24 protein-coding genes and 3 tRNA genes are annotated in these 25331 nt (G+C 38.4%); 16 read left to right on the plus strand and 11 right to left on the minus strand.

What is annotated here, in order from left to right; translation table 11 throughout:
* The first annotated feature begins 66 nt into the window (after positions 1-66).
* Positions 67-225: a hypothetical protein gene (locus tag RFW85_RS12560; protein WP_170249237.1), complete on the plus strand. Its 159-nt coding sequence runs from the start codon at positions 67-69 to the stop codon at positions 223-225.
* A gap of 29 nt (positions 226-254) precedes the next feature.
* Positions 255-842 carry a hypothetical protein gene (locus tag RFW85_RS12565; protein ID WP_033847991.1) on the plus strand — a complete coding sequence of 196 codons (588 nt, stop codon included), beginning with the start codon at positions 255-257 and terminating at the stop codon, positions 840-842.
* Positions 843-901: 59 nt separating this feature from the next.
* Here RFW85_RS12565 and RFW85_RS12570 read toward each other — a convergent pair whose 3' ends face one another.
* Positions 902-1438, minus strand: a complete 537-nt coding sequence (locus tag RFW85_RS12570) for a DOMON-like domain-containing protein (protein WP_170249238.1) — start codon at positions 1436-1438, stop codon at positions 902-904.
* 16 nt (positions 1439-1454) lie between these two features.
* Positions 1455-1778 carry a ribosome assembly RNA-binding protein YhbY gene (yhbY, locus tag RFW85_RS12575; RefSeq protein ID WP_002115576.1) on the minus strand — a complete coding sequence of 108 codons (324 nt, stop codon included), beginning with the start codon at positions 1776-1778 and terminating at the stop codon, positions 1455-1457.
* Between the two features lie 199 nt (positions 1779-1977).
* Between yhbY and rlmE the strand changes: the two genes are divergently transcribed.
* The 4 genes from rlmE (at position 1978) to RFW85_RS12595 (ending at position 6091) form a co-directional block, all read left to right on the plus strand.
* The gene (gene rlmE, locus RFW85_RS12580; RefSeq protein ID WP_000235573.1) at positions 1978-2628 is read left to right on the plus strand and encodes a 23S rRNA (uridine(2552)-2'-O)-methyltransferase RlmE; all 651 of its coding nucleotides are present in this window, start codon (positions 1978-1980) and stop codon (positions 2626-2628) included.
* 133 nt (positions 2629-2761) lie between these two features.
* The gene (ftsH, locus tag RFW85_RS12585; RefSeq protein ID WP_033848050.1) at positions 2762-4657 is read left to right on the plus strand and encodes an ATP-dependent zinc metalloprotease FtsH; all 1896 of its coding nucleotides are present in this window, start codon (positions 2762-2764) and stop codon (positions 4655-4657) included.
* Positions 4658-4790: 133 nt separating this feature from the next.
* Positions 4791-5642 carry a dihydropteroate synthase gene (folP, locus tag RFW85_RS12590; protein WP_216076571.1) on the plus strand — a complete coding sequence of 284 codons (852 nt, stop codon included), beginning with the start codon at positions 4791-4793 and terminating at the stop codon, positions 5640-5642.
* Between the two features lie 134 nt (positions 5643-5776).
* Positions 5777-6091, plus strand: coding sequence for a DUF5713 family protein (locus RFW85_RS12595; RefSeq protein ID WP_016140183.1), 315 nt, complete (start codon positions 5777-5779; stop codon positions 6089-6091).
* Here the strand turns inward: RFW85_RS12595 and RFW85_RS12600 are convergent, their stop codons facing one another.
* Both RFW85_RS12600 and RFW85_RS12605 read right to left on the minus strand, forming a co-directional pair.
* A complete protein-coding gene (locus RFW85_RS12600) occupies positions 6092-6469 on the minus strand; it encodes a hypothetical protein (protein ID WP_375143865.1) in 378 nt (125 codons plus the stop codon). It abuts the gene before it with no gap.
* A 40-nt stretch (positions 6470-6509) separates the two neighbouring features.
* A tRNA-Leu gene (locus RFW85_RS12605) sits at positions 6510-6595 on the minus strand.
* A gap of 196 nt (positions 6596-6791) precedes the next feature.
* Here RFW85_RS12605 and RFW85_RS12610 point away from each other — a divergent pair.
* Positions 6792-8576 carry an alkaline phosphatase gene (locus tag RFW85_RS12610; protein WP_170249239.1) on the plus strand — a complete coding sequence of 595 codons (1785 nt, stop codon included), beginning with the start codon at positions 6792-6794 and terminating at the stop codon, positions 8574-8576.
* A 102-nt stretch (positions 8577-8678) separates the two neighbouring features.
* On the opposite strand, the gene RFW85_RS12615 is transcribed toward RFW85_RS12610, so the two are convergent.
* A tRNA-Leu gene (locus RFW85_RS12615) sits at positions 8679-8764 on the minus strand.
* An 11-nt stretch (positions 8765-8775) separates the two neighbouring features.
* A tRNA-Cys gene (locus RFW85_RS12620) sits at positions 8776-8849 on the minus strand.
* A 152-nt stretch (positions 8850-9001) separates the two neighbouring features.
* On the opposite strand from RFW85_RS12620, the gene folD reads away from it, so the two are divergent.
* Together folD and RFW85_RS12630 are read left to right on the plus strand one after the other, a co-directional pair.
* Positions 9002-9850: a bifunctional methylenetetrahydrofolate dehydrogenase/methenyltetrahydrofolate cyclohydrolase FolD gene (gene folD / locus RFW85_RS12625; protein WP_002115552.1), complete on the plus strand. Its 849-nt coding sequence runs from the start codon at positions 9002-9004 to the stop codon at positions 9848-9850.
* A gap of 272 nt (positions 9851-10122) precedes the next feature.
* Positions 10123-10791 carry a methyltransferase gene (locus RFW85_RS12630; protein ID WP_068528009.1) on the plus strand — a complete coding sequence of 223 codons (669 nt, stop codon included), beginning with the start codon at positions 10123-10125 and terminating at the stop codon, positions 10789-10791.
* A 21-nt stretch (positions 10792-10812) separates the two neighbouring features.
* Here RFW85_RS12630 and RFW85_RS12635 read toward each other — a convergent pair whose 3' ends face one another.
* Together RFW85_RS12635 and RFW85_RS12640 are read right to left on the minus strand one after the other, a co-directional pair.
* Positions 10813-11235, minus strand: a complete 423-nt coding sequence (locus tag RFW85_RS12635) for a hypothetical protein (RefSeq protein WP_309171586.1) — start codon at positions 11233-11235, stop codon at positions 10813-10815.
* Positions 11236-11352: 117 nt separating this feature from the next.
* Positions 11353-12684, minus strand: a complete 1332-nt coding sequence (locus RFW85_RS12640) for an MFS transporter (RefSeq protein WP_130173306.1) — start codon at positions 12682-12684, stop codon at positions 11353-11355.
* 373 nt (positions 12685-13057) lie between these two features.
* Between RFW85_RS12640 and glpK the strand changes: the two genes are divergently transcribed.
* Entirely contained in the window at positions 13058-14566 is a 1509-nt protein-coding gene (gene glpK, locus RFW85_RS12645) for a glycerol kinase GlpK (protein ID WP_309171587.1), read from the plus strand.
* A 154-nt stretch (positions 14567-14720) separates the two neighbouring features.
* The gene (gene glpD / locus RFW85_RS12650) at positions 14721-16238 is read left to right on the plus strand and encodes a glycerol-3-phosphate dehydrogenase (RefSeq protein WP_309171588.1); all 1518 of its coding nucleotides are present in this window, start codon (positions 14721-14723) and stop codon (positions 16236-16238) included.
* A gap of 41 nt (positions 16239-16279) precedes the next feature.
* On the opposite strand, the gene RFW85_RS12655 is transcribed toward glpD, so the two are convergent.
* Entirely contained in the window at positions 16280-18112 is a 1833-nt protein-coding gene (locus tag RFW85_RS12655) for a phosphoenolpyruvate carboxykinase (GTP) (protein WP_086264434.1), read from the minus strand.
* Positions 18113-18503: 391 nt separating this feature from the next.
* Between RFW85_RS12655 and RFW85_RS12660 the strand changes: the two genes are divergently transcribed.
* The 4 genes from RFW85_RS12660 to groL all read left to right on the plus strand — a co-directional run bounded on the left by RFW85_RS12660 (position 18504) and on the right by groL (position 22350).
* Positions 18504-19442 (plus strand): diacylglycerol kinase family protein, encoded by a 939-nt coding sequence (locus tag RFW85_RS12660; RefSeq protein ID WP_309171589.1) that lies wholly within the window; start codon positions 18504-18506, stop codon positions 19440-19442.
* A complete protein-coding gene (locus tag RFW85_RS12665; protein ID WP_170249248.1) occupies positions 19423-20181 on the plus strand; it encodes a metallophosphoesterase in 759 nt (252 codons plus the stop codon). Before RFW85_RS12660 ends, RFW85_RS12665 begins: the two co-directional genes overlap by 20 nt.
* Positions 20182-20366: 185 nt before the next feature.
* Positions 20367-20657, plus strand: coding sequence for a co-chaperone GroES (groES, locus tag RFW85_RS12670; RefSeq protein ID WP_002120604.1), 291 nt, complete (start codon positions 20367-20369; stop codon positions 20655-20657).
* Positions 20658-20715: 58 nt separating this feature from the next.
* Positions 20716-22350 carry a chaperonin GroEL gene (groL, locus tag RFW85_RS12675; RefSeq protein WP_002120607.1) on the plus strand — a complete coding sequence of 545 codons (1635 nt, stop codon included), beginning with the start codon at positions 20716-20718 and terminating at the stop codon, positions 22348-22350.
* A gap of 172 nt (positions 22351-22522) precedes the next feature.
* Here the strand turns inward: groL and RFW85_RS12680 are convergent, their stop codons facing one another.
* The gene (locus RFW85_RS12680; protein ID WP_002118962.1) at positions 22523-22897 is read right to left on the minus strand and encodes a diacylglycerol kinase; all 375 of its coding nucleotides are present in this window, start codon (positions 22895-22897) and stop codon (positions 22523-22525) included.
* Between the two features lie 106 nt (positions 22898-23003).
* On the opposite strand from RFW85_RS12680, the gene RFW85_RS12685 reads away from it, so the two are divergent.
* Positions 23004-23966, plus strand: coding sequence for an MBL fold metallo-hydrolase (locus RFW85_RS12685; protein ID WP_170249249.1), 963 nt, complete (start codon positions 23004-23006; stop codon positions 23964-23966).
* A gap of 44 nt (positions 23967-24010) precedes the next feature.
* On the opposite strand, the gene RFW85_RS12690 is transcribed toward RFW85_RS12685, so the two are convergent.
* A complete protein-coding gene (locus tag RFW85_RS12690; RefSeq protein ID WP_170249251.1) occupies positions 24011-25153 on the minus strand; it encodes a glycerophosphodiester phosphodiesterase in 1143 nt (380 codons plus the stop codon).
* Positions 25154-25331 lie beyond the last annotated feature (178 nt).

Genomic DNA, 25331 nt, shown 5'->3' on the forward strand with positions numbered 1-25331 from the left:
TGTTGTGATAAAACATGCCCCTCCCTATCGGTCTGCTCGCTTGTAACTTAACAGCGCATTATACGCATGGAACCTCAAAAAGTCTATTTATTTTCTGCTAAAAAACATAATTCATTGCTTGATTTTTACAAAAAAATTATGCGCTCATCCGAATCAGTTACTTTTAATAAATTGTCTAACAATTTGCTGGCTGAATTTTTAGAACTGGATTTATTGTATTGCTAGTTAAAAAATAAACAATATGAGGAAATAGTATGAGTAATGATCAAGTTTCAAAAGATGTGAGCGAGAAAGCTCAAGCAGTCGTTGATTCAGTAAAAGCTGAGGTGAATGAAGTGAAAGAAACCGTAGCTGCTACTACAACTAAAGCAAAAAGAACAGTAACTGCTAAAACTGCGCAAGTAAAAGAAAGTGTTGCAGAGAAAACTGAGCAGATTAAAGAAGTTGCTACAGAAGCAAAAACTCAAGTGAAAGAAGCTATCACTGAAACTCAAGAGCAGGTCAAAGAGGTTTTAAGTGAAACTCAAGAAAAAATTGAAGCTGAAACTCATGAGTTAAACAAGAATATTCAAAATCAATTTATTCAAATTAAACAAGATATTTTACAACGTCTTGATGTGATTAAAGCTCAGTTTAGCACTTCACAAGAAGGACTATCTGAACTTAAAAATGCTTTGAAAGCAGAAATTAATGCACTTATTGAAGATTTGACGAAAGTAAGTAAAGAACTTAAAGGTGATATTAGCCAGATTTCTTTGAAGCACAAAGATTCTTTAAGTGAAAGCATTAAACGTACTAAAAACAATGCAGTCGAAGCATGGAATAAAGCACGAGATAACTAATGATCTTAGCTTTTACCCAGCTATAAAAAAGCGAGAATTAATTTCTCGCTTTTTTATTTTTAAAACTGATGTAACCAGTCACGCTTATTATGGAAATCTGCACTTTTTCCACTATGCTGCATTGCATAGTACTGCATACCTTCTTTGGTTTTTAAAACTGCAGTTAAACCTAAATAAAGGTTTGCCCATTTCAAACGTTGCTGTTGCATAAATTGTCCCAAATCAAGACTAACATTTAAGCCATAATGAGTACGCTTGAGATGGTTCAGTTCGATATCGTAAGCAGCAAGGGGAGGCATACTTTCTGGATAGCGATATTCTTCAAACTGATAAGACTGCCATGCTTGAGAAGGGGAAAGGTTAATTTCCCGATAATAATCTTCATCATGCACGCCAACAAAAATTTCGAAACAAGTTTCTTCCCACAAAAAATCCTGACGAGGATTAGCCGTGACTTCTTGGGGCCAGACAATGAGTTGATTTGGATCACGAATCCAAAAACCGACATTTAAAGTGTGCGGTGCTTGCTGTTCAATTGCGCCAACAACAGAAACAGCATGAAAACGATCAAAAGCTGAAAGTTCGTAACTTGCCATAGTTTGTCAAATCAAATTAGTTTGCTAAATGAGCGTGGCGAACAAGATTAGACAAATGCTGATTTTGCTTAGCTGCTTTTTTGTAAAGTAAAACAATTTTACCAATTTTTTGCACAGCTTCTGCGCCAGTGGCTTCTACAATTGCATCAATTACAGCAGTACGTGCTTCACGGTCTTCACCAGCAACTTTAACTTTGATAAGTTCGTGGTCGTTTAAAGCACGAAGAGTTTCTTCGATAACAGCATCTGTTAAGCCTTGTCCACCAATCATGACAACCGGATTAAGCACATGACCAATTTGACGTAAACGTTTACGTTCATGGATAGATAAAGCGGCCATTAAAAATACCTGATTTTAAAAACGACTTAGTATAGCAAAAAACTTAAATTCAGATGTACGAAAAACTGTATAAATAATCGATCAACATTATTGAAAAAAAACTGTAAAACTTAGTGAGATTACGCTACATCCGTACTGTAATGAGAGTAATTTTCACGTACAATGAACGATCAGAAGTTTTTTTGATATTTAGTGAGTTATGGCAACACGCATTACAAACCAGAAATTGTCGAAAAGCAGTCGTGCGTGGATGAGGGAACATCTAGACGATCCTTTTGTAAAAAAAGCACAAAAGGAAGGATATCGTGCGCGAGCAGCATATAAACTTCTTGAAATCCAAGAAAAATATAAGTTGATCAAGCCAGGCATGACGGTAGTCGATTTGGGTGCAGCTCCTGGTAGCTGGTCTCAAATTGCTGGAAAACTTGTGGGTAGCAAAGGTTTAGTGATTGCTTCCGATATTTTGCCCATGGATGCTTTGCCTGATGTCACTTTCTTACAAGGCGACTTTAGAGAAGAAGCTGTATTTGAAAAATTGTTAAATATTTTAAATGGGCGACAAGTAGACATTGTAATTTCTGATATGGCCCCCAATACATCAGGTAATAGGGCTGTTGATCAACCTAGACAGATTTACTTATGTGAACTCGCTTTAGATTTTGCTCAAAAGGTTCTTGGTCCTAATGGACAGTTTGTGGTTAAAGTGTTCCAAGGCGCAGGATTTGATGAGTTTCGTAAACAAGTGGTTGATAGTTTTGATGTGTTAAAGACAGCAAAACCAGCAGCTTCTCGGGCACGCTCTAAAGAAGTTTTTTTGGTTGGACAAGGGCGTAAGAAAGCATTGCAATAAAGTTTACTTGCCAAGCTCCTAAAAATTGTGCATTTTGTACTTTTAGGTTATCCGCAAGCAATACAGTTGCTGTTTTTATGACGATCAGCCAAGATTGGGCATGATCAAATTAGATCGATATGGGAATAAAGCTTTGAGCGATTACTTCAAGAATGCCGTATTGTGGCTAATAATACTTGGTGTTCTGATTTTAATTTTCAGTAATATCAGTGACCGCAATAAGCCTACTGCGATGAAATATTCAGATTTCGTTGCAGCGGTGAATGCTGGCCAAATTAAGCAAGTCACAATTGACGGTTTAAATATTAATGGTGAAAAAACTAACGGATCACAGTTTGAAACTGTTCGTCCGCAAGTTGAAGACACTGAGCTTATGCCGAGCTTAAATAAGCAAAATGTTGTTGTAGAGGGAACAGCTCCTCAACGTCAAGGCATTTTGATGCAACTTCTCATTGCTAGTTTCCCTGTACTGTTAATCATTCTGTTATTCATGTTCTTTATGCGTAACATGGGTGGTGGTGCAGGCGGAAAAAATGGACCGATGAGTTTTGGTAAGTCGAAAGCAAAAATGCTTTCTGAAGATCAAATCAAAGTCAATTTTTCTGACGTCGCTGGTTGTGATGAAGCAAAACAAGAAGTTGTTGAAATTGTAGATTTCTTAAAAGATCCTGCAAAATTCAAACGTTTGGGCGCTACTATTCCTCGTGGCGTACTTATGGTTGGTCCTCCGGGTACTGGTAAAACGTTATTAGCCAAAGCAATTGCTGGTGAAGCTAAAGTTCCTTTCTTCAGCATTTCAGGTTCTGACTTTGTTGAAATGTTTGTGGGTGTGGGTGCGTCCCGTGTCCGTGATATGTTCGAGCAAGCGAAGCGTCATGCGCCTTGTATTATCTTTATTGACGAGATTGATGCAGTAGGACGTCATCGTGGTTCAGGTACAGGTGGTGGTCATGATGAACGTGAACAAACCTTAAACCAAATGCTTGTAGAGATGGATGGTTTTGAAGGTAACGAAGGTGTAATCGTAATTGCTGCGACGAACCGTGTTGATGTCTTGGATAAAGCATTATTACGTCCAGGTCGTTTTGACCGTCAAGTAATGGTAGGTTTACCTGACATTCGTGGTCGTGAGCAGATTCTGAACGTACATTTGAAAAAATTACCTTCAGTTACGGGTGTGGATGTTAAAGTTCTATCTCGTGGTACTCCAGGTTTCTCTGGTGCGCAGTTGGCAAACCTTGTTAACGAAGCTGCATTATTTGCTGCACGCCGTAATAAGAACACGGTCGACATGCATGACTTTGAAGATGCAAAAGACAAAATCTACATGGGACCAGAACGTAAGTCGATGGTTCTACGTGAAGAAGAGCGTCGTGCAACGGCTTATCATGAAGCTGGTCATGCGATTGTTGCCGAGATTTTGCCGGGTACAGATCCTGTTCATAAAGTAACGATTATGCCGCGTGGTTGGGCTTTAGGTGTAACTTGGCAGTTACCTGAACAAGACCAAATTAGCCACTATAAAGACAAGATGCTAAACGAAATTGCAATTTTGTTTGGTGGTCGTATTGCTGAAGAAGTATTTATCCAACAGCAATCTACTGGTGCTTCAAATGACTTTGAGCGAGCTACTAAAATGGCACGTGCAATGGTTACGAAGTACGGTATGTCTGACAAAATGGGTGTAATGGTTTACGAAGATGAAAACCAAAATGGTTTCTTTGGTAATGTAGGAAGCCGTACGATTTCTGAAGCAACTCAACAGTTAGTTGATGAAGAAGTACGTCGTATTCTTGATGAGCAATACAAAGTTGCACGTAATATCTTAGAAAGTAATAAAGATATTGCACACGCGATGGTAAAAGCTTTGATGGAATGGGAAACTATTGATCGTGATCAAATCCGTGACATTATGGAAGGTCGTGAGCCACAACCGCCTAAAGTATATGTTGCTGAAAACCCAGTGGCTGCATTTGAACCACCAAAAGATGGTCCATCTACACCGCCACCATTGCCAGCAATGAACTAATTAGTTAATTAAAAAAGCCACAGTCATGTGGCTTTTTTTATGGGTTTAATTTTGTTAAAAGCTGAAAACAAATCAACACCATACATAGATGATAATTGCTAAAATACAGCCTGATTTTAAACTGGAGCTTTTTATGCAACTAATGCCTTTGCCTCAACAAATTTTACAGTGTGGACAGCTTCAGTTAGATCTATCACAGCCTCACGTTATGGGTATATTAAATGTCACACCAGATTCTTTTAGTGATGGTGGAAAGCATAATCAAATAGATCAAGCGATTGCTCATGCGCTAGCCATGATAGAGCAAGGTGCCAGTATTATTGATATTGGTGGAGAGTCTACCCGTCCAGGGGCATCTGAAGTAAGCATAGAAGAAGAAATACGAAGAGTTGTGCCCGTAGTTGAAGCTTTAGCTAAACATAATATTGTTCTATCAATTGATACGAGTCAGCCTGATGTTATTCGTGCAGCGAAAGAAGCGGGAGCACATATTTGGAATGATGTACGTGCGCTTACTCGTCCCAATGCTTTAAAAACGGCAGCAGATCTGGATATACCTGTAGTGATCATGCATATGCGTGGTGAGCCGACTACAATGAATCAGTTAGACCAATATACGGACGTAACCTTAGATGTTATAACGGAGCTCCAGCAGCGCGTGAATGAAGCTTTAAATGCGGGGGTGAAAAAACATAATATTATTATTGATCCTGGATTTGGTTTTGCAAAAAATGCGCAGCAAAATTTAAGACTACTCAAAGAATTTTGGAAGCTTGGTGAAATGGGTTATCCGATTTTATCTGGCCTTTCTCGCAAACGTTTTATTGGTGAAGCATTAAAAGGTGTAACTGCAGATCAGCGAGCAATAGGAAGCGTTGCAGGGCATTTGCTTAGTATTCAGCAAGGAGCATCGATTGTTAGAGCACATGACGTGAAAGCAATGACTGATGCAATTCTAGTTTGGAAGGCGATGATACAAGCTTAACAAAGTAGGCTTTATAAAATCAGGTCGTGGCTCATTAAATTAATGAGCTAGATGATTGAGTCAGGGAAAAATATCGTTATTCTTTTGAAAATATGTTATAAGCGGCAAGTTTTTGCTGTTGTGTAAACTTTTGTATGTTCGAAGACTTACTTCTCCCGATGTTTGATGATGAATATTATCCAGATATTTTGGTCGCTGAACTCAAGCAGCTCATTGAACAATTTGCTAAAAAAGTTCAGAAGCCTGCTTTAGCTGAGCAGGATATCTATCGATATGCTCATCAAACTGTAATTGAAATCAATGAAATGAAACCTCAGTTCGAAGATCTAGATTCTTCCTTGGATGATAGTGCAGCTGACTATATTGCTGAAGCAATGATGATGGTGGCACAGGATGCAGGATATTTAGACCTTGAAATGGAAGAGCTGGTGATGAATCGAGAGTGGTGATTACTCTCGATTTTCAATATCTTTAAATACATCTAACAAGTGGCAAGATGCCTTTAAATGTATTTCGTCTATTTCTTTAACTTTTAAAATTAAAACACCATTCTCTTGATAATCTGCGTCCGCTAAAAAACTGACCCAATAAGTTTCTCGTTTTTGTTCCAGTGTTTTAAATTTATCTACTATCTGTTCGGGTGCTTTAACTAAATAATCATCTTTAGTAATAGAGCAACGTGAAAAATACCAATGGTTGTCTTTGAAAGAAATGGTGCCAGAAAAAAGATCTGTGGCGTAAACCCTTGTTATAAAAAGGGTAGTGCAAATGAGTAATAATATTCTTATCATAAAATTCATTTTGATTAGGCATAAAAAAACCAGCATACGCTGGATTCTTTGAAGCACCAAATTCAATATTTGAAAATGGTGCCCGGGGCCGGACTCGAACCGGCACGCTTTGTGGGCGGGGGATTTTAAATCCCCTGTGTCTACCTATTTCACCACCCGGGCATGTGCGCAATAATAGAGGACAAGTGCGCGATTGGCAAGAGAAAACCAGAGAGTTTGCTTTATTTTCAATCAGTTCTTGTTGGTATTTATATAAATTAACCAATTTATGTCATGATTTGTTCATTAAACTGAGATCAGTTGTTCATCTTATCTACCTAAATTTAAGACACTCATTGCTTAAAACTTAGGTAATTTTATGTCAGAGAAAATTTCACGCCGAGAATTAATTCAAAAAAGTCTGTTCGGTTTTGGGGCGCTATCTTTGCCTGTAGCTTTTACAGGATGTAATGATGGTTCTGATGAGGAGAATTCAGAAACACAAGCAGATTTTTTACATGGAGTTGCCAGCGGTGACCCTTTGCAAGATAGAGTAATTTTGTGGACACGATTAACACCAGTAGATATTAATGCGCGTCTTAAAGTTACTTGGGAAATTGCTGCGGATGATCAGTTTAAACAGAATTTAAAGACTGGTACGGTTGAAACGACCAAGACTGATGATTTCACTGTGAAAGTAGATGCAACAGGATTGGAAGCGGGTACCATTTATTATTATCGTTTCCGTTTTGGTAATAAAATTTCCTCTGTGGGGCAAACTAAAACGCTACCTATAAGCACTAATAAAGTTAGTTTTGCAGTATGTTCTTGCTCTAACTATCCTGCGGGTTACTTTTACGTTTATCGTGAAATGGCAAAACAGAATGTGGATGTAGTCATTCATTTGGGTGATTATATTTATGAATATGGGGCTGATGGCTATGCGACAGAAGATGCTGCAAAGCTGGGCCGTACTTTACCGTCCGATAATAATAAAGAAATTATTAAATTAGATGATTATCGCAAACGTTATGCGCTCTATCGCCAGGATAAGGACTTGCAGGCGGTTCATCAGCGTCATCCTTTTATTGTAATTTGGGATGACCATGAGTTAGCGAATGATACTTGGCGCGAAGGTGCAGAGAATCATCAAAGTAATGAGGGTCCTTTCTTGGAGCGTAAATTAGCTGCTCTACAAGCTTATTTTGAATGGATGCCGATTCGCCCTGTCGATGATCAGCATACCAAGATTTATCGCCAGTTTGATTTTGGGGGGCTTGTTAATTTAATAATGTTAGATACTCGTATTATTGCCCGTGACAAGCAGTTGGATTATGGCAAATATATAACAGCGAATGGCTTAGATATTGAAAAATTCCAAGCGGATTTAACTAATCCAATGCGGACCTTAATGGGGCAAACTCAGCGTGAGTGGTTATTGGGTAGTAAAGAGAAAAATATAGTAGGTGTCTTACAAAGTTCAACTGCAACATGGAATGTGATTGGGCAGCAAGTCTTAATGAGTAAAATGTGGATTCCAGCTGAGTTGTTGGCATCGTTAGGGCAAATTACTTCAGGCGGAACTTCGCCGGATACGTTAGCTAAAATGAATGCGCAAATTACAGAATTAGTCACATTAAAATTACGATTAGAGCAAGGTGATCCAACTTTAACCGTTCAAGAAAAAGCGCGAGTCACAACATTAGTTCCCTATAACCTCGATGCTTGGGATGGTTATCATGCTGAACGAGAGTTTTTGTACGCTAAATTGGCAGAGTTTAATAAGAAAATTATTGTTTTGGCGGGTGATACTCATAATGCGTGGACATCTTACTTATATAGCCAAAAGGGCGAATATGTTGGTGTTGAACTGGCGACAAGTTCGGTTTCTTCTCCGGGTCTTGAAAAATATTTAAGTATTCCACTAGCTCAGCTACAACAGTTTGAATTTGCCTTTACTACGCTTATCGATGAATTGGCATATTGTAATTTAAATCAGCGGGGTTATTTGATGGTTACACTTGATGATAAGCAGGCGCAGTCGGATTGGATTTTTGTAGATTCAATTAAAAATCCAGAATATAAAGTAGATTCTAGCCGAAGCTATCAATTGGTGTTGGATGCGAGTTTAACACCTGAAAAAGACAAGCAAAAAACTGCTTAAATATATGGAGCGAGAAAGGATGCTAATAAGCATCCTTTTTTTAGACATAAAAAAACCAGCTTTCGCTGGATTCTTTATGACACCAATTTCTGTACTAGAAAATGGTGCCCGGGGCCGGACTCGAACCGGCACGCTTTGTGGGCGGGGGATTTTAAATCCCCTGTGTCTACCTATTTCACCACCCGGGCTTTACCAAATTTGGAGGCGGAGGTCGGAATCGAACCGGCGTCCACGGAGTTGCAGTCCGCTGCATGACCACTCTGCCACCCCGCCTACATTTGGTGATGCACATATTAGCAACCTTTACAAAAAAAACAATACTGTTTTGAGATAAGATGAACATAAAAGCAACATCTAGAATAAATTTGTCCAAATAATCATGTATTATTGGCACATTAAATTCATGTCTACCTTGGAGATGTGCTGTGGCATTGGTTTTAGACGGTCGCGCATTAGCAAAGCAAATTGAAGAAAATTTGTCAGTACGTGTTGAAGCTTTAAAAGCTAAAACAGGTCGTACCCCAATTTTGGCGACTATTTTAGTTGGGGATGATGGCGCATCTGCAACTTATGTACGCATGAAAGGAAATGCTTGCCGTCGAGTAGGCATGGACTCTTTAAAAATTGAATTGCCACAAGAAACGACAACAGAACAATTATTAGCTGAAATTGAAAAACTTAATGCTAACCCAGATGTACACGGCATTCTTTTACAACACCCAGTTCCAGAGCAAATTGATGAGCGCGCATGTTTCGATGCAATCTCATTAGCTAAAGATGTTGATGGTGTAACTTGTCTTGGTTTTGGACGTATGGCTATGGGCGAAGCTGCATATGGTTCAGCAACTCCTGCGGGCATTATGACTATTTTAAAAGAAAACAATATCGAAATTGCTGGTAAACATGCGGTTGTAGTCGGTCGTTCAGCAATTTTAGGTAAACCAATGGCAATGATGCTTTTGCAAGCCAATGCAACAGTAACGATTTGCCATTCACGTACACAAAACTTACCTGAGCTTGTGAAGCAAGCTGACATTATTGTGGGTGCAGTTGGTAAAGCTGAACTTATCCAAAAAGATTGGATTAAACAAGGTGCAGTGGTTGTAGATGCTGGTTTCCATCCACGTGATGGCGGTGGTGTAGGTGATATTCAATTACAGGGTATTGAAGAAATTGCTTCTGCTTACACACCAGTACCGGGTGGTGTTGGTCCAATGACCATTACAACTTTGATTCGTCAAACTGTAGAAGCTGCTGAAAAAGCTTTAGGTTAATTTAATTAACGCTAGGCTGTTATTTGATACGCGTAACCGTCATCCGCAATTGTTTGAGGCAGAAATACGTTAAAAAATTTAATGTTTCTGCGATGCTATCGAGTGTAGATAGTATTTGTCGAGTTTTGCGGATGATAATGGTTAGATCTAATTCTCACGAAAGCCTTGCGAAGCAGGGCTTCTTAGGTCTAACCGAAGGTTATTTAAAAAATTCAAATCATAATGGAATGACTCTGTTATGTTTGTTATAAAAATGAATTAAAAGAAATCTGATGAGCTGCACCTTTCAACTGTCTAAAGCCCCTGAACATTTACTTCAAGCACTAAATGAAGTTATTCCCAATTGTGAGTTGATGGCACAACAGTTGCCTGAAACGCCTATTTCTTTATGGTTGATTCCACCTGTTTTTCCAACTGATCGTTTAGATGATGAAGTTATTCGCCGTATTTGGAATGACACGCCGTATTGGATTTTTTGTTGGGCATCTGGTTTAGCAATGGCACAGTGGTTACTTGCAGAGCCGCAACATGTTAAAGATAAAGTTGTTTTGGATTTCGGAGCTGGTTCTGGTGTAGTGGCAATTGCTGCAAAAATGGCAGGGGCGAAACGAGTCATCTGCTGTGATATCGATCAAGTTAGTTTGAATGCTTGCCGTGAAAACGCTTTACTTAATAATGTTGAGCTAGAATATTTAGATGATTTATATAAGGCTGAGCAAGTTGATGTTTTATTGGCAGCTGATGTTTTATACGATCAATGTAACCGCTTTTTCTTAGATGAATTTTTAAAATTTGCCCCAGAAGTCTGGGTGGCTGATAGCCGTGTTAAGAACTTTAGTCATCCCAAATATCAAAAGATTGATGAAAGAAGTGCTTCTACATGGCCTGATCTGGATGAAGCTAAAGAATTTAGAAATGTAAGTTTTTATAAGACGCTGTAAAAGAACAGCGTCTTTTTTATTTTATGAACAAGTATAACGAACAACTTTTAATGTGCTTGGACGTGCTCCAAGCGCTTGGCGAGTTGCATAGTCCTCACCATTATTTAAGCTAGGTGTGTTTGATAAACCAAAAGAAGCACGAGTTTCGCCGAGTTGAATTCCATAATGCTCATCTTTCGCTGGATTAGGAATTTCGTTGACACTCAAAATTGATAATTTATAAACTTTCTGAGCACCTAGTACATTCTGACAAGCACGTTGTAATTTACGTTCATCGAGTTGCTGGTTACTACGACCCGCTAAAGTGTAAGCTAAAGTCGCTGAAGTTTTTGTTTGGTTTTCAATCTGGTATCCAGTTGAACCATTATATTGTCGAGGGGTAGTCTGACAAGCAGTTAAAACAAACATACTACTTAATGCCAAGCATAAAATACTTCTATTCATCAGTATCGTCCTTATTTTCTTATAGCTAGTATCTCATAAAATACAAAGGTTGTTGGGGCTTAATCTCATGATTTGAGCTAACATCGGCGAACGATATTAGCCCTTATTGGTAAAGTATTAATGTTCTTTGATTTTTGAATGATGCTTGGTGTCTTTCATGAAAATATAAATAATGAGAGAAATGAAGATCATGATACTTACATAAATAAAGTACCAAGATTCATGCCCAGCTTCTTTAAAACTTAAAGCAAAGAACTCTGCTGTTCCACCAAATAACGTATTGGCAATCGCGTAAGGTAATGCAACTCCTAAAGCGCGAATGTGCGCAGGGAAAAGTTCGGCTTTCACTACAGCATTAATTGAAGTGTAGCCAGTCACCATCACTAGACCTCCAAAACATAACCAGAAAGCTGTCCAATAGTTATGTGTATTTGCGAGAGCATCAAATAAAACGTATGTGAATAAAACACCTGTTATTCCGAAGAAAATCATAAGAGGTTTTCGACCAATGCGATCGGATAAAGCACCTGCTACAGGCTGTAGACACATAAAAATAAATAGCGCTAAAGTTGTAATTTGAGTGGCTTCAGGTTTGGTAAATCCAGAAGTATTGACTAAATATTTTTGCAGATAGGTCGTGTAAGTATAAAAAGCTAAAGTCCCGCCAGCTGTTAAAAATAATACTGTGAAAGCTTCTTTAGGGTAATGTTTAAATAAAGCAAACATGCCTGATTTTGGCTGGTCTGTCTCTGCCTGAGCATTTTTAAAAGATTGAGTTTCTAGTAGGCCACGTCGAATACGGAAAACTACAATCGCAAGTAAAGCCCCGATAAAGAATGGGATACGCCATCCCCAATCATGTAGTTGTTCTTCACTTAATACCATTTGTAATATTAATAGAACGCATAGAGCTGTGAGCTGCCCAGCAATCAAAGTGACATATTGGAAACTAGAGAAAAAACCTCGTCGATTTCTCTCAGCCATTTCACTTAAATAGGTAGCACTAGCACCATATTCACCGCCTACACTTAAACCTTGAATTAAACGAGCGACAACTAAAAGAAGAGGGGCAAATACACCAATACTTTCATAACTTGGTGTCACGGCAATAAGCAGCGAACCTATACACATTAAAGTGACGGAAAGGGTCAGACCCGCTTTACGACCTTTACGGTCTGAATAGATTCCCATAATCCATGCACCGATTGGGCGCATTAAAAAGCCTACAGCAAAAATTGCGGCCGCTTGAAGGAGCTGAGCCGTCTGGCTACCTTTCGGGAAAAAAGCATGAGCAAAATAGAGCGTGAATGCTGCATATACATACCAGTCGTACCATTCAACAAGGTTACCGGCAGAACCGCCCAAAATGGATTTTAGACGAGTTTTTGTATCTAAATTAGAATGTGGAGTTGTTGCGGTAGAAGGTTGATCAACCATGAGTCGCTCCATGTTTCGCTTGGGTTGAATGCTAAAGAAGAGAAGATTTATTCCGTTTTTACATATTTTCTAGAGGAGTATTTCACTTTATTTTTTTTATGTCTGTAAAACAATGTTTATTATTTAAGCAAAGGAATAAGTTGAATATTTATATGATTTCAAATTAGCCGATTAGTCCATTTTTATGATCTTATTTGGTTATTTAGCCTATTATTTTTTTCCAAATAGTAAAAACTAATAAAGAATGAGTAGAGTTTGGGCGAAGAAAACCTATATGCCTTAAAAATAATGATATATTCCAAAGAAAATTTTAAATAAATACAGTTAGGCATGATGTCTTGGCATTGTGGACTAGATGTGTGTGGATAATGAAAGGGACATTCAGATGTCAAATTGCCTGAAAAAATATATTGTTGCTTTTGATCAGGGAACAACGAGTTCAAGAGCAATTGTTTTAGACCATGATGCTAACGTTGTAAGTATTGCTCAAAAAGAATTTACCCAAATTTATCCTCAGCCTGGCTGGGTCGAGCATGACCCTATGGAAATTTGGGCTACGCAAAGTGCTGTGTGGGTAGAGGCTCTAGCTCAAGCAGGCATTAAGAGTGAACAAGTTGCAGCAATTGGGATTACAAATCAGCGTGAAACCACAATTGTTTGGGATAAAAAAACAGGTAAGCCGATTTACAATGCGATTGTTTGGCAAAGTCGACAAACGACTGAGATATGCAATCAATTGCATAAAGCAGGATGGCAAGAATACATACGTAAAACAACGGGTTTGGTGATTGATCCCTATTTTTCGGCTACAAAAATTAAATGGATATTAGACCATGTGGAGGGAAGTCGTGAACGTGCTGAGCGAGGAGAGTTATTGTTCGGTACGGTGGATACTTGGTTAATCTGGAAATTAACCAATGGTGCTGCTCATGTGACTGATTTTACCAACGCATCACGAACCATGCTTTTTGATATCGAAAAACTTGAATGGGATGAAAAACTTTTACAAGTTTTAGATATTCCTCGAGTAATGCTACCCGAAGTGCGTAGCTCATCTGAGGTTTATGGATATACACATACCATAAGTGGGCAAGAAGTTGGTATCCCCATTGCAGGAATCGCAGGTGATCAACAAGCCGCACTGTTTGGTCAAATGTGTGTTGAGTCTGGTCAGGCAAAAAATACCTACGGCACAGGCTGTTTTCTATTAATGAACACAGGTAAGAAGATTGTCCGGTCAGAACATGGATTACTAACTACTATTGCATGTGGTGCGAGTGGTGAGGTGAACTATGCCTTAGAGGGCGCCGTGTTTAATGGTGGTTCTTGCGTGCAGTGGTTACGCGATGAATTAAAAGTCATTAAGAATGCTAAAGACTCTGAGCTTTATGCAACACGTGTGAAAGACAGTAACGGTGTATATGTTGTACCTGCTTTTACAGGGTTAGGTGCACCGTATTGGGACCCAAATGCGCGAGGAGCAATTTTTGGTCTCACACGTGGAGCCAGTATTGAACATATTATTCGTGCAACTTTAGAGTCTATTGCTTTTCAAACCCGAGATGTTTTGGATGCAATGCAGCAAGATGCAGAAGAAAAGCTCCGTACACTCCGTGTTGATGGGGGAGTGACGGAAAATAATTTCTTAATGCAATTTCAGGCCGATATTTTAGCAACACCAGTAGAACGTCCAATAATGAAAGAAACCACAGCTTTGGGTGCAGCTTTCCTTGCTGGACTGGCGACGGGTTTCTGGCAAGATCTACAAGAGTTAAGAAATAAATCTGCCATAGAAAAGGTATTCGAGCCAAAAATGTCTTCTGAACAATCAGAAATTATTTATAAAGGTTGGCTCAAGGCAGTTAAGCGTAGTCAAAGTTGGGCTGAGGATTAATTCATTCTTTAATTGGTTGAATTCAATAGTAGGGTAATCAATTAACGGTTAAATACTTGGTTATTTAAAATTGATTATTCTACTTTTTTGATTGTTGTTTCTTCAATTTGGTGTTTTAATTTTTATAAGATCAACAATAAAAAGAAAATGAGAAATGAAAATACAGCCTAATGATTATTCAAAAATATATGACATTGCCGTGATTGGTGGTGGTATTAATGGTGTTGGTATTGCTAATGATGCTGCAGGCCGTGGACTATCGGTATTTTTATGTGAAAAAGATGATTTAGCTAGTCACACCTCATCTGCTAGCAGCAAATTAATCCATGGTGGTCTGCGCTATTTAGAGCATAAAGAATTTCGACTGGTTAGAGAAGCTTTAGCAGAGCGTGAAGTGTTGTTGGCTAAAGCTCCACATATTATTAAACCAATGCGCTTTATTATGCCTCATCGACCACATTTACGTCCTGCATGGTTAATTCGGGCGGGCTTGTTTTTTTATGATCATTTGGGAAAACGAGAAAAATTATTAGGTTCAAATCTTATTTATTTCAAAGAAAATAGTCCTTTAAAACCGGCTATAACGCGTGGTTTTGAATATTCTGACTGTACTGTAGATGATGCACGTCTTGTGGTGTTAAATGCATTGCAGGCCAAAGAGAAAGGTGCCAAAGTCGTAACACGTACGCATTGTATTAAAGCTTATAGGGAACAAGAGCTGTGGCATCTGGAGTTACAAAGTGGAGCAGAGTTTTACCAGATACGTGCAAGAGCTTTAGTGAATGCAGCAGGCCCTTGGGTTGAAGAAATTATTAGTGAAAATCTGAAGCTAAAATCGCCATATCGAATTAGGCTGATCCAAGGAAGTCATATTGTTGTGCCAAAATTATATGACTGTCATAAAGCCTTCATTATGCAAAACGAAGATCGACGCATTGTGTTTGCAATTCCATATTTAGAAAAATATACACTAATTGGCACGACCGATCAGGAATATACAGGTGATCCACAAAAGGTAGAGATCACAGAGGTAGAAATAGATTACCTCTTAACAGTGACCAATTCACATTTTAAAAAGCAGTTAACTCGAGCTGATATTGTAAGTCAGTACTCGGGTGTACGTGCTTTATGTGATGATGAGTCTGATAATCCTTCAGTGATCACACGTGACTATACTTTGGCGCTACAAGCAGAAGAGAGAAAGCCACCATTGTTATCTGTGTTTGGTGGCAAGATCACAACTTACCGAAAATTAGCCGAAGCTGCTTTAGAGCATTTGTCTGCGTTTTTTAATGACATGGCAGAAGAGTGGACTGCAGTTGAGCCATTACCTGGTGCTGAAAACTGGACAACACTAGATGATTTAACGCATCAGATTCAGGCACGTGTAAGTGGAGTGTCTGAATCACTTGCTAACCGTTGGGCGCATGCATACGGCACAAGAGTCTGGAATATGCTCCGAGAGAAAAATGCAATAGAGCAATTAGGCCAGAATTTTGGAAATGATTTATTTGAATGCGAAGTCAAATATTTATGTGAATATGAATGGGCGACTACTGCTGAGGATATATTGTGGCGTAGAACAAAACTAGGTCTAGCATTTGATGAAAAACAGGTAAAAATATTAGAAGCTTATTTATCTGAGCGTCGACAAAAAGACGATGCCGCATAATAAAAAAGGTCGCACATGGCGACCTTTTTTATATATAGCAATTAGAAGCCAGTTTTTACAGCTTCAAGTAAAGCTGCTTGACGTTCTTTTAATGCTTTCGGTAAGCGATCACCGAGTTTATTAAATAAATCAGTGTGGCTTTCAATTTCAGTAATCCACTGATCTTTATCTTGAGCTGTGATTAGATCAAATTCTTCTTTAGAGAATTCAGTACCTTCCCAGTTCAAGTCGTCATATGTTGGAACAAGACCAATTGGAGTTTCAACAGCGTTTGCACGACCTTCACAACGATCAATGATCCACTCAAGAACACGCATGTTTTGACCGAAACCAGGCCATACGAAGTTGCCTTCAGCATCACGACGGAACCAGTTTACATTGAAGATTTTTGGTAATTTATTACCAGCTGCTTCAGCTTTTGTACTTACTTGTTGACCAAGGCTTAACCAGTGATCAAAGTAGTCAGCCATGTTATAGCCAGCAAATGGAAGCATCGCGAATGGGTCACGACGCACAATACCTTGTTGACCAACAGCAGCAGCAGTAGTTTCAGAACCCATAGTTGCCGCTTTATATACACCATCAACCCAGTCGAAAGCTTCAGAAACTAAAGGAACTGTATCTGCGCGGCGACCGCCGAAGATAAATGCAGAAATTGGAACGCCTGCTGGATTTTCCCAGTCAGCATCGATAGAAGGGCATTGACCAGCTGCAACAGTGAAGCGAGCATTTGGATGCGCTGCTTTTTCACCATTTACGTGAGGCTGGCCTTTCCAGTTAGTTAAGTTTGTTGGAACTTCTTTAGAAAGACCTTCCCACCATACTTGACCATCTTCAGTTACCGCTACGTTTGTATAGATAACATCTTTATGAAGAGTTGCCATACAGTTCGGGTTAGTCTTGGTGTTTGTACCAGGAGCTACACCAAAGAAACCAGCTTCAGGATTAATCGCATATAAACGACCATCTTCACCTGGTTTGATCCAAGCAATATCGTCACCTACAGTTTCGATTTTCCAACCTTCATAACCTGCTGGTGGAATTAACATTGCAAAGTTTGTTTTACCACATGCAGACGGGAATGCTGCAGCGATGTAGTGTTTTTCACCTTGAGGGTTAGTTACACCAAGAATAAGCATGTGTTCAGCTAACCAACCTTGTTCGCGTCCCATGACAGAAGCGATACGAAGAGCTAAACATTTTTTGCCAAGTAATGCGTTACCGCCGTAACCAGAACCGAAAGACCAGATTTCACGAGTTTCTGGGTAATGAACGATATATTTTTCAGGGTTACATGGCCAAGCAACATCTTTTTGACCTTCAGCAAGTGGAGCACCTACTGTATGTACACATGGAACAAACTCGCCGTCTGTACCTAATACGTCATAAACTGCTTTACCCATACGTGCCATTTTACGCATGCTAACAGCAACATAAGGAGAGTCAGTTAATTCGATACCGATATGAGCAATATGGCTACCAAGTGGGCCCATAGAGAAAGGAACAACGTACATCGTACGGCCTTTCATTGAACCGTCAAATAAACCGTTTAACTTTTCACGCATAACAGCTGGGTCTTCCCAGTTGTTTGTCGCACCAGCATCTTCTTTATTTTGAGAGCAGATGTAAGTACGGTCTTCAACACGTGCAACGTCAGATGGGTCAGAATTTGCAAGATAAGAACCAGGATGTTTTTCTTGGTTTAATTGCTGCATGGTGCCGTTAGCGATCATCAAGTCGATTAGACGTTGATATTCTTCTTCGCTTCCGTCACACCATTCGATTTTTGCTGGTTTGGTTAAGTTTGCAATTTCTTCAACCCATGCAATAAGCTTAGGATGACGAACGAATTCTGGTGCGTTCACTGTGGTCATGGTGAGGCCTATTCAAAATATGTACAACGTACAAGTCATTCATTGAGAGGTACAATGAAAGATCAAATAAAAAAGTGGCTGTATTAAAGCACAAAATCACAAAAAAAATAAGACTAAAGACTAAGAAATAGATATTTTACTTTTTTGTTTTTTTCTTATTTAAATCATTAGCTTGTAGTTTTTTGCAATATCTTATTCTCGATATTTTTATGTTGTATGTGTGTTATTTATATTATTTATTTCTTTAAAAATCAATATCTTGATTCTTATTTTTTTCTTGAGAATTATTATTGATTAAACAAATGATCTTCATTCAAAATTTACATAAAGAGACTTTTATTAGGCGTTTTTATATACAATATTCAGGACGAATCCCTCTAAGATAATAAAAATGCGGACTTTAAAACCTCTCTCTATCATTTATAACCAAAAGTCGGGTTTTCATGCGTCAAAACATGAAGATATGTATGAACAGTTAATGACTGTGTTCACCGAATTTGGTTTCGAAATACAAGTTTTTGAATTAGCCGAAGATGTGTCTTTTGAGGATTTAATGGATCAAGTGATACATCGGCATAGTCAAAATGCAAATTTAGGTGTTGTTGTTGCAGCGGGTGGGGATGGAACTTTAAATGCGGTAGCATCAAAACTTAGGCATACTCATATTCCAATGGGAATATTACCTTTGGGAACTTTTAATTATGTCGCTAAAGTTTTGGATATTCCTTTAGATTTGTTAGAAGCTGCTGAAGTCATCGCTACAGGTACACCACGCTCTGTACATATTGCGACAATTAATGACCATGTTTATTTGAATAATGCGAGTCTAGGACTTTATCCATTATTTATAAAAAAACGTGAGCTTTATAATAAATACTTAGGGCGTTTACCTTTACATGCTTATACCTCAGCTTTGGATGTCTTATTAAGAGAAAATAAATCCATGAAACTTTCCGTCACAGTTGATGGCAAGAGATATCCAGTAAAAACACCTTTAATTTTCTTTGGTAATAATCAGTTGCAGTTATGTGATATGAAACTAAGAATTGCCGATTGTGCTGCACAAGGACGAGTTGCAGGAGTGGTTATTACGAAAAGTGATAGGCTTAGTTTATTAAACATGTTATGGCAGTGGATACAAGGCAAAGTAGAAGAGGCACAAGATGTTTATAGTTTTTGTGCAGATCACGTGATGGTTGATTGTGCAAAAAAATCAAAACTTACCGTGGCTTTAGATGGGGAAATATTAGAGATGAAAACACCTTTAAACTTCTCTGTAGAAAAGAATGCTTTAAATATTATGGTGCCAAATGTTGTTACATCTGTCTGATCTGCATTTTGGAACAGAAGTTGAGGCATGTTTAGATGCAATTCGACTTTTTTGCACTCAACATAAACCTGAAGTCATTGTGGTGAGTGGCGATATTACTCAACGTGCCCGATATCAACAGTTTTATAAATGCCGTCAGTTTTTAGATAACCTTAATATTCCTTATCTTGTTGTTCCTGGTAACCACGATATTCCGTTGTACCATGTCTGGAATCGTTTTTTTTCACCATTTACTCGCTACCAATATTTTTTTGGCCAGCTTGAACCGACTTTAGAAACTGAACATTTTTATATTGTTGGGGTGAATAGTATTCGCCGTCGTTATCATACTCGTGGACATATTTCGATTGAACAAATTCAGACGACTTATGAGCGATTACAGCAAGGGCCAGCGGATAAAATCAAATTAGTTGTTTTCCATCAGCCTTTTTATACTCCACCTGATGATGAGCATGGTATTAAAGATTGTCCTGTATTAGGAAAAATGGCACTCGAAAAATGGAGTACAACAGGACTATTTGGAATGTTACACGGGCATTTACATAAAACTGCTGTATACGATTTGACACAAATTTATCAATTAAAGATAGATCATCCTATTTATGATATTCATGCAGGAACAGCGACTTCTAGCCGTTTGCATTATCATGTTCCGAATAGTTTTAATGTCATTTCAAATGAAGGAAAAATTAATCATTATTGGTTTAATAAGCAGTTGGCTGAATTCACTTCTGATTGATTTGGTTTAGATGAGTTTAAATATTTGATTGTGTAAAAAATATTCAAAAAATAGAAAAATTTTTCTTATTTCCCCTTGAAGCCTTTTTTTTCATCCCCACAAAAGTGACATCTAAATATTTTGTTATTGCTCTGGATTAAAGCAATAACGATTAATCAAAAAGACTTAGTCTGATGGAGTTAATTATGAGCAACATTCGTCCATTACATGATCGCGTTGTAATTCGTCGCGTAGAAGAAGAAACCAAAACTGCTGGCGGTATTTTACTTCCAGGTTCTGCTGCTGAAAAACCATCTCAAGGTGAAGTAATTGCAGTAGGTAATGGTCAAATCACTGAGAATGGCGTACGTGCTTTGGATGTTAAAGTTGGTGACAAAGTATTGTTTGGTACTTATGCAGGTACAACAGTGAAAGTAAGTGGTGAAGAACTCTTAATCATGAAAGAGTCAGACATTTTAGCTGTGTTGGAAGGCTAATCAATCCATAACTCAATTCATTATCAGATTCAGTATTTAAAAAGATTCGGAGTTTAATATGTCAGCTAAAGACGTAAAATTTGGTGATTCAGCTCGCTCAAAAATGATTGCAGGCGTAAACGTACTTGCAGATGCGGTTAAAGTGACTTTAGGCCCTAAAGGTCGTAACGTAGTGATTGACCGTTCTTTCGGTGCTCCGCACATCACTAAAGACGGTGTAACTGTTGCTAAAGAAATTTCTTTAAAAGACAAGTTTGAAAACATGGGTGCTCAACTTGTTCGTGAAGTTTCTAGCAAAACTAATGACATCGCTGGTGACGGTACGACAACTGCAACTGTACTTGCTCAAGCAATTTTAAATGAAGGGATCAAATCTGTAACTGCAGGTATGAACCCAATGGATTTAAAACGTGGTATCGATATCGCAGTAAAAACTGTAGTTGAAAATATCCGTTCAAATGCAAAACCAGCTGACGATTTTAAAGCGATCGAGCAAGTAGGTTCTATCTCTGCTAACTCTGATACTACTGTTGGTAAACTTATCGCTCAAGCGATGGAAAAAGTAGGTAAAGAAGGCGTAATTACTGTAGAAGAAGGTTCTGGCTTTGAAGACGCGTTAGACGTTGTAGAAGGTATGCAGTTTGACCGCGGTTATATCTCTCCATACTTCGCAAACAAACAAGATACTTTAACTGCTGAACTTGAAAACCCTTTCATTCTTCTTGTTGACAAAAAAATCAGCAACATCCGTGAATTGATTTCTGTTTTAGAAGCAGTTGCAAAAACTGGTAAACCACTTCTTATCATCGCTGAAGATGTTGAAGGTGAAGCACTTGCTACACTTGTTGTAAACAACATGCGCGGTATTATCAAAGTATGTGCGGTTAAAGCTCCTGGTTTCGGTGACCGTCGTAAAGCAATGCTTCAAGACATCGCAATCTTGACTGGTGCAACTGTTATTTCTGAAGAAGTTGGTATGTCTTTAGAGCAAGCAACTCTTCAAGATTTGGGTACTGCGCACAAGATCACTGTGTCTAAAGAAAACACTGTTATTGTTGATGGTGCTGGTGACGCTGCTGGTATTGCTGAGCGTGTTCAACAGATCCGTGCTCAAATTGAAGAATCTACTTCAGAATATGACCGTGAAAAATTACAAGAACGCGTTGCTAAATTAGCAGGCGGTGTTGCTGTAATTAAAATCGGTGCAGCAACTGAAGTTGAAATGAAAGAGAAGAAAGACCGTGTAGATGATGCGCTTCATGCAACTCGTGCAGCAGTTGAAGAAGGTGTTGTTGCTGGTGGTGGTGTTGCTCTAGTACGTGCGGTTAATGCATTAGATGGCTTAAAAGGCGCTAATGAGGATCAAACAGCAGGTATCAACATTTTACGCCGTGCGATCGAAGCTCCACTTCGTCAAATCGTTGCAAACGCTGGTGATGAGCCATCTGTAGTGATCAATGCAGTTAAAGGTGGTGAAGGTAACTTTGGTTACAACGCTGCAACTGGTGAATATGGCGATATGTTAGAAATGGGTATCCTTGACCCAGCTAAAGTAACTCGTTCTGCACTTGAGCATGCAGCTTCTGTTGCTGGCTTAATGTTAACTACAGAATGTATGATTACTGACATTCCTGAAGATAAACCAGCTGTTCCAGATATGGGCGGTATGGGTGGTATGGGCGGCATGATGTAATAACGCATCAACGCTTTAACCAAAAAAATCCCTGCTTATGCAGGGATTTTTTATTTTTCACGTAATTTTAAGAAATAATTAAGTTCCATTCTTTATATTAAAAACAGGAACAGCAGCTAGAAGTTCCTCTTTTGTTACAACCATGCTTATTTACTTGTAGGCATGGTTTTTTTTAGCCTAATAAAATAATTAACCAAGTAATAGCAATGATAGAGAGTGCAACAAACTGGGCGGCGCTTCCCATATCTTTTGCATTTTTAGAAAGCTGATGTTTTTCAAGAGAGACTCGATCAACCACTGCCTCAATAGCCGAGTTGAATAGCTCAACGATCATTGCAAAAAGACATACAATAATCAGTAATACATGCTCACTACGGCTCACATCAAGAAAAAAACTAACTGGAATCAGAATAATATTTATCAAAACAATTTGGCGAAAAGCTGCCTCATTTTTATAGGCTGCTTTAAATCCTGAAATAGAGTAGCCCGTTGCATTTAATATGCGCTTAAGACCGCTTTTACCCTTATAGGGAGAATAGCTATTCATATACTTATATTTCTGACACTTTTCATGCATTATATAATTTGGGTCTTAAAAAATTATTAAATCTTTTTTAAAGATTTCGACTTTATAACTCAATAGAGAAGAAAAGATGAAAAAATTATGTGTAGCGTTGGGCCTTGCAATTGGAAGCATCCATGCAAGTTATGCTGAGCCAACAGCAACCTCGCAAGTACCAGGATATTATCACCATCAATTTGGAAACTATCGCGTAACTTCTTTGCTTGATGGTACGATTTATTTAAATCCTGATTTATTCAAAAACTTAAATCAGGCCCAGAAAACTAAAATCTTAACGAAATATGCTGCTGTTAATGAAAAAGGGATTCAAACCTCGGTAAATGCATTTTTAGTTGATGATGGAAAAAGCTTAACGCTTGTAGACAGTGGCGCAGCAAGTTGTTTTGGCCCGCAACTTGGTTCCATTGCAAAAAATATTGAATTGGCAGGTTATAAGCTTGCTGATGTAAAAACTGTCTTACTTACTCATCTACACCCAGACCATGTGTGCGGTATTGCTCAAAATGGAAAAGCCGTATTTCCAAATGCAACTGTATATGCACATGAGCGTGAAGCTAATTACTGGTTAAATCCAGCGTCTGAAAAAACAGTGCCAGCAGACAAAAAAGAAAGTTATTTGGGTACTGTTAAAAACGTAAAAACTGCTCTTGCTCCATATCAAGCGAAAAAAGCATTCAAGACATTTAAAGACGGCGATGTCATTCAAGGTTTTGAAGTGATCGATACGCGCGGTCATACACCAGGCCATCATAGCTTCCGCTTAAAAAGTAATGATCAGCAAATCATTTTTGTTGGAGACATTGTCCACTCACATTCATTGCAATTTGATGCTCCAAAAACTGGGGTAGATTTTGATGTGAATTCTGAGCAGGCAATTAATACTCGTCTCAAAATGTTTGCAGAAATTTCAAATAAGCAACAATGGGTTGCAGCACCACATTTACCATTCCCAGGCATTGGTCATGTTTATAAAGTAAATGCTGAGCAATATCAGTGGATCCCACTTTATTTTGACAATGTTGTAGGGAAATAAAAAAAACAGGGCATTTATTGCCCTGTTTTTCTTCATAACTTTATTTATTTTGCAGCTTTTTCAAAATTGATGACCGCTTCACGGCCAAGTGCTGGGTCATCTGTAAAGACACCATCAACACCCGCTTTGAAATAGGCTTCAAACTCTTTTAAAGCACCAGATGGACAGCGCTCCGCAGGTTTATCTTGACTACATTTTAAAGGCGTTGGTAAAAAGTTGTTTTCTGGACGGAAAGTATAAGGGTGTACTTTTAACCCAGCTGCATGAGCATCAGAAATAAACGAAGTCGTTTGGACTGAACCATTGTCATTAAAGTTAAGAATATAGCCTTTACTTGGTCCTACACCATTTGCATATTTAGCGACATCTTTTAAGCCTTGTGCTGTGGCTAAATCAGCATAAGTTTTAGTTTCTCCCGATTCAACGAAGTCGGCTGGTTGAGCGATTTTAGCATCATATAATTGAATGATTTGTGCGTGTTTAATAGTTTTATGAAGGTCAAGCTCATTTTTTAAATCTATTAGGTTTTGAACTTCAAACGACTGTAAATAGACAGGTGCAATATCACGTGTATATTCGTATTTGGCTAAGGTTTTAAGAAGAGTATCTTCCATTGCAAGATTACGATTTTTAAAGTAAGTCGGATGTTTAGTCTCAATATATAAACCAATAATTTTTCCTGTTTTCTTATAATTTGCTTCAGCCAGCTCAATCACTTGTTCTAGCGTCGGAACAGGGTAAAGGTCATTATAGGTGGTGTTTGCTGGGCGGAACTCTGGAATACGTTCACGTGCTTTAAGCTGCTGTAATTCACTTAAAGTGAAGTCTTCTGTAAACCAGCCTGTTAAGTCTTTACCATCAATATTTTTTGTTGTTTTACGATCTGCAAACTGGCTTAAAGTGCTTACATTGGTTGTTCCACCAATCTCATTTTCATGGCGAGTAACCAATACGCCATCTTTTGTAGAAACTAGATCAGGTTCAATGAAATCTGCACCATCATCAATGGCTTTCTGGTATGAAGCTAACGTGTGTTCTGGACGTAAAGCGCTTGCGCCACGGTGTCCTACCACTAAAATTTTAGGAAGTTGATATTCTGGTGTGGTTGGTGAGTTTTCAGTTTTATCATCGTCATTACAACCAACCAAACTAATTAAACTTAAGCATAAAAGTGCTTTTTTAAACATAATTCTACTCATATTGTTTTAGTTGAAACGTATTTAGTCTGATGCTTGAAATTGACGTGATCATGAAGAATTCATGAATTTTCAGTGACACTTGTTAAAACCTTGTTTATGGGTTTGTAGGAAATGCGAGTTCTTGCTTTGTTTTTGTTCTAATTGCATTTATTGTGTTAATTCTACT

The organism is Acinetobacter sp. 12966 (assembly GCF_031196995.1).
GTDB classification, from domain to species: domain Bacteria; phylum Pseudomonadota; class Gammaproteobacteria; order Pseudomonadales; family Moraxellaceae; genus Acinetobacter; species Acinetobacter geminorum.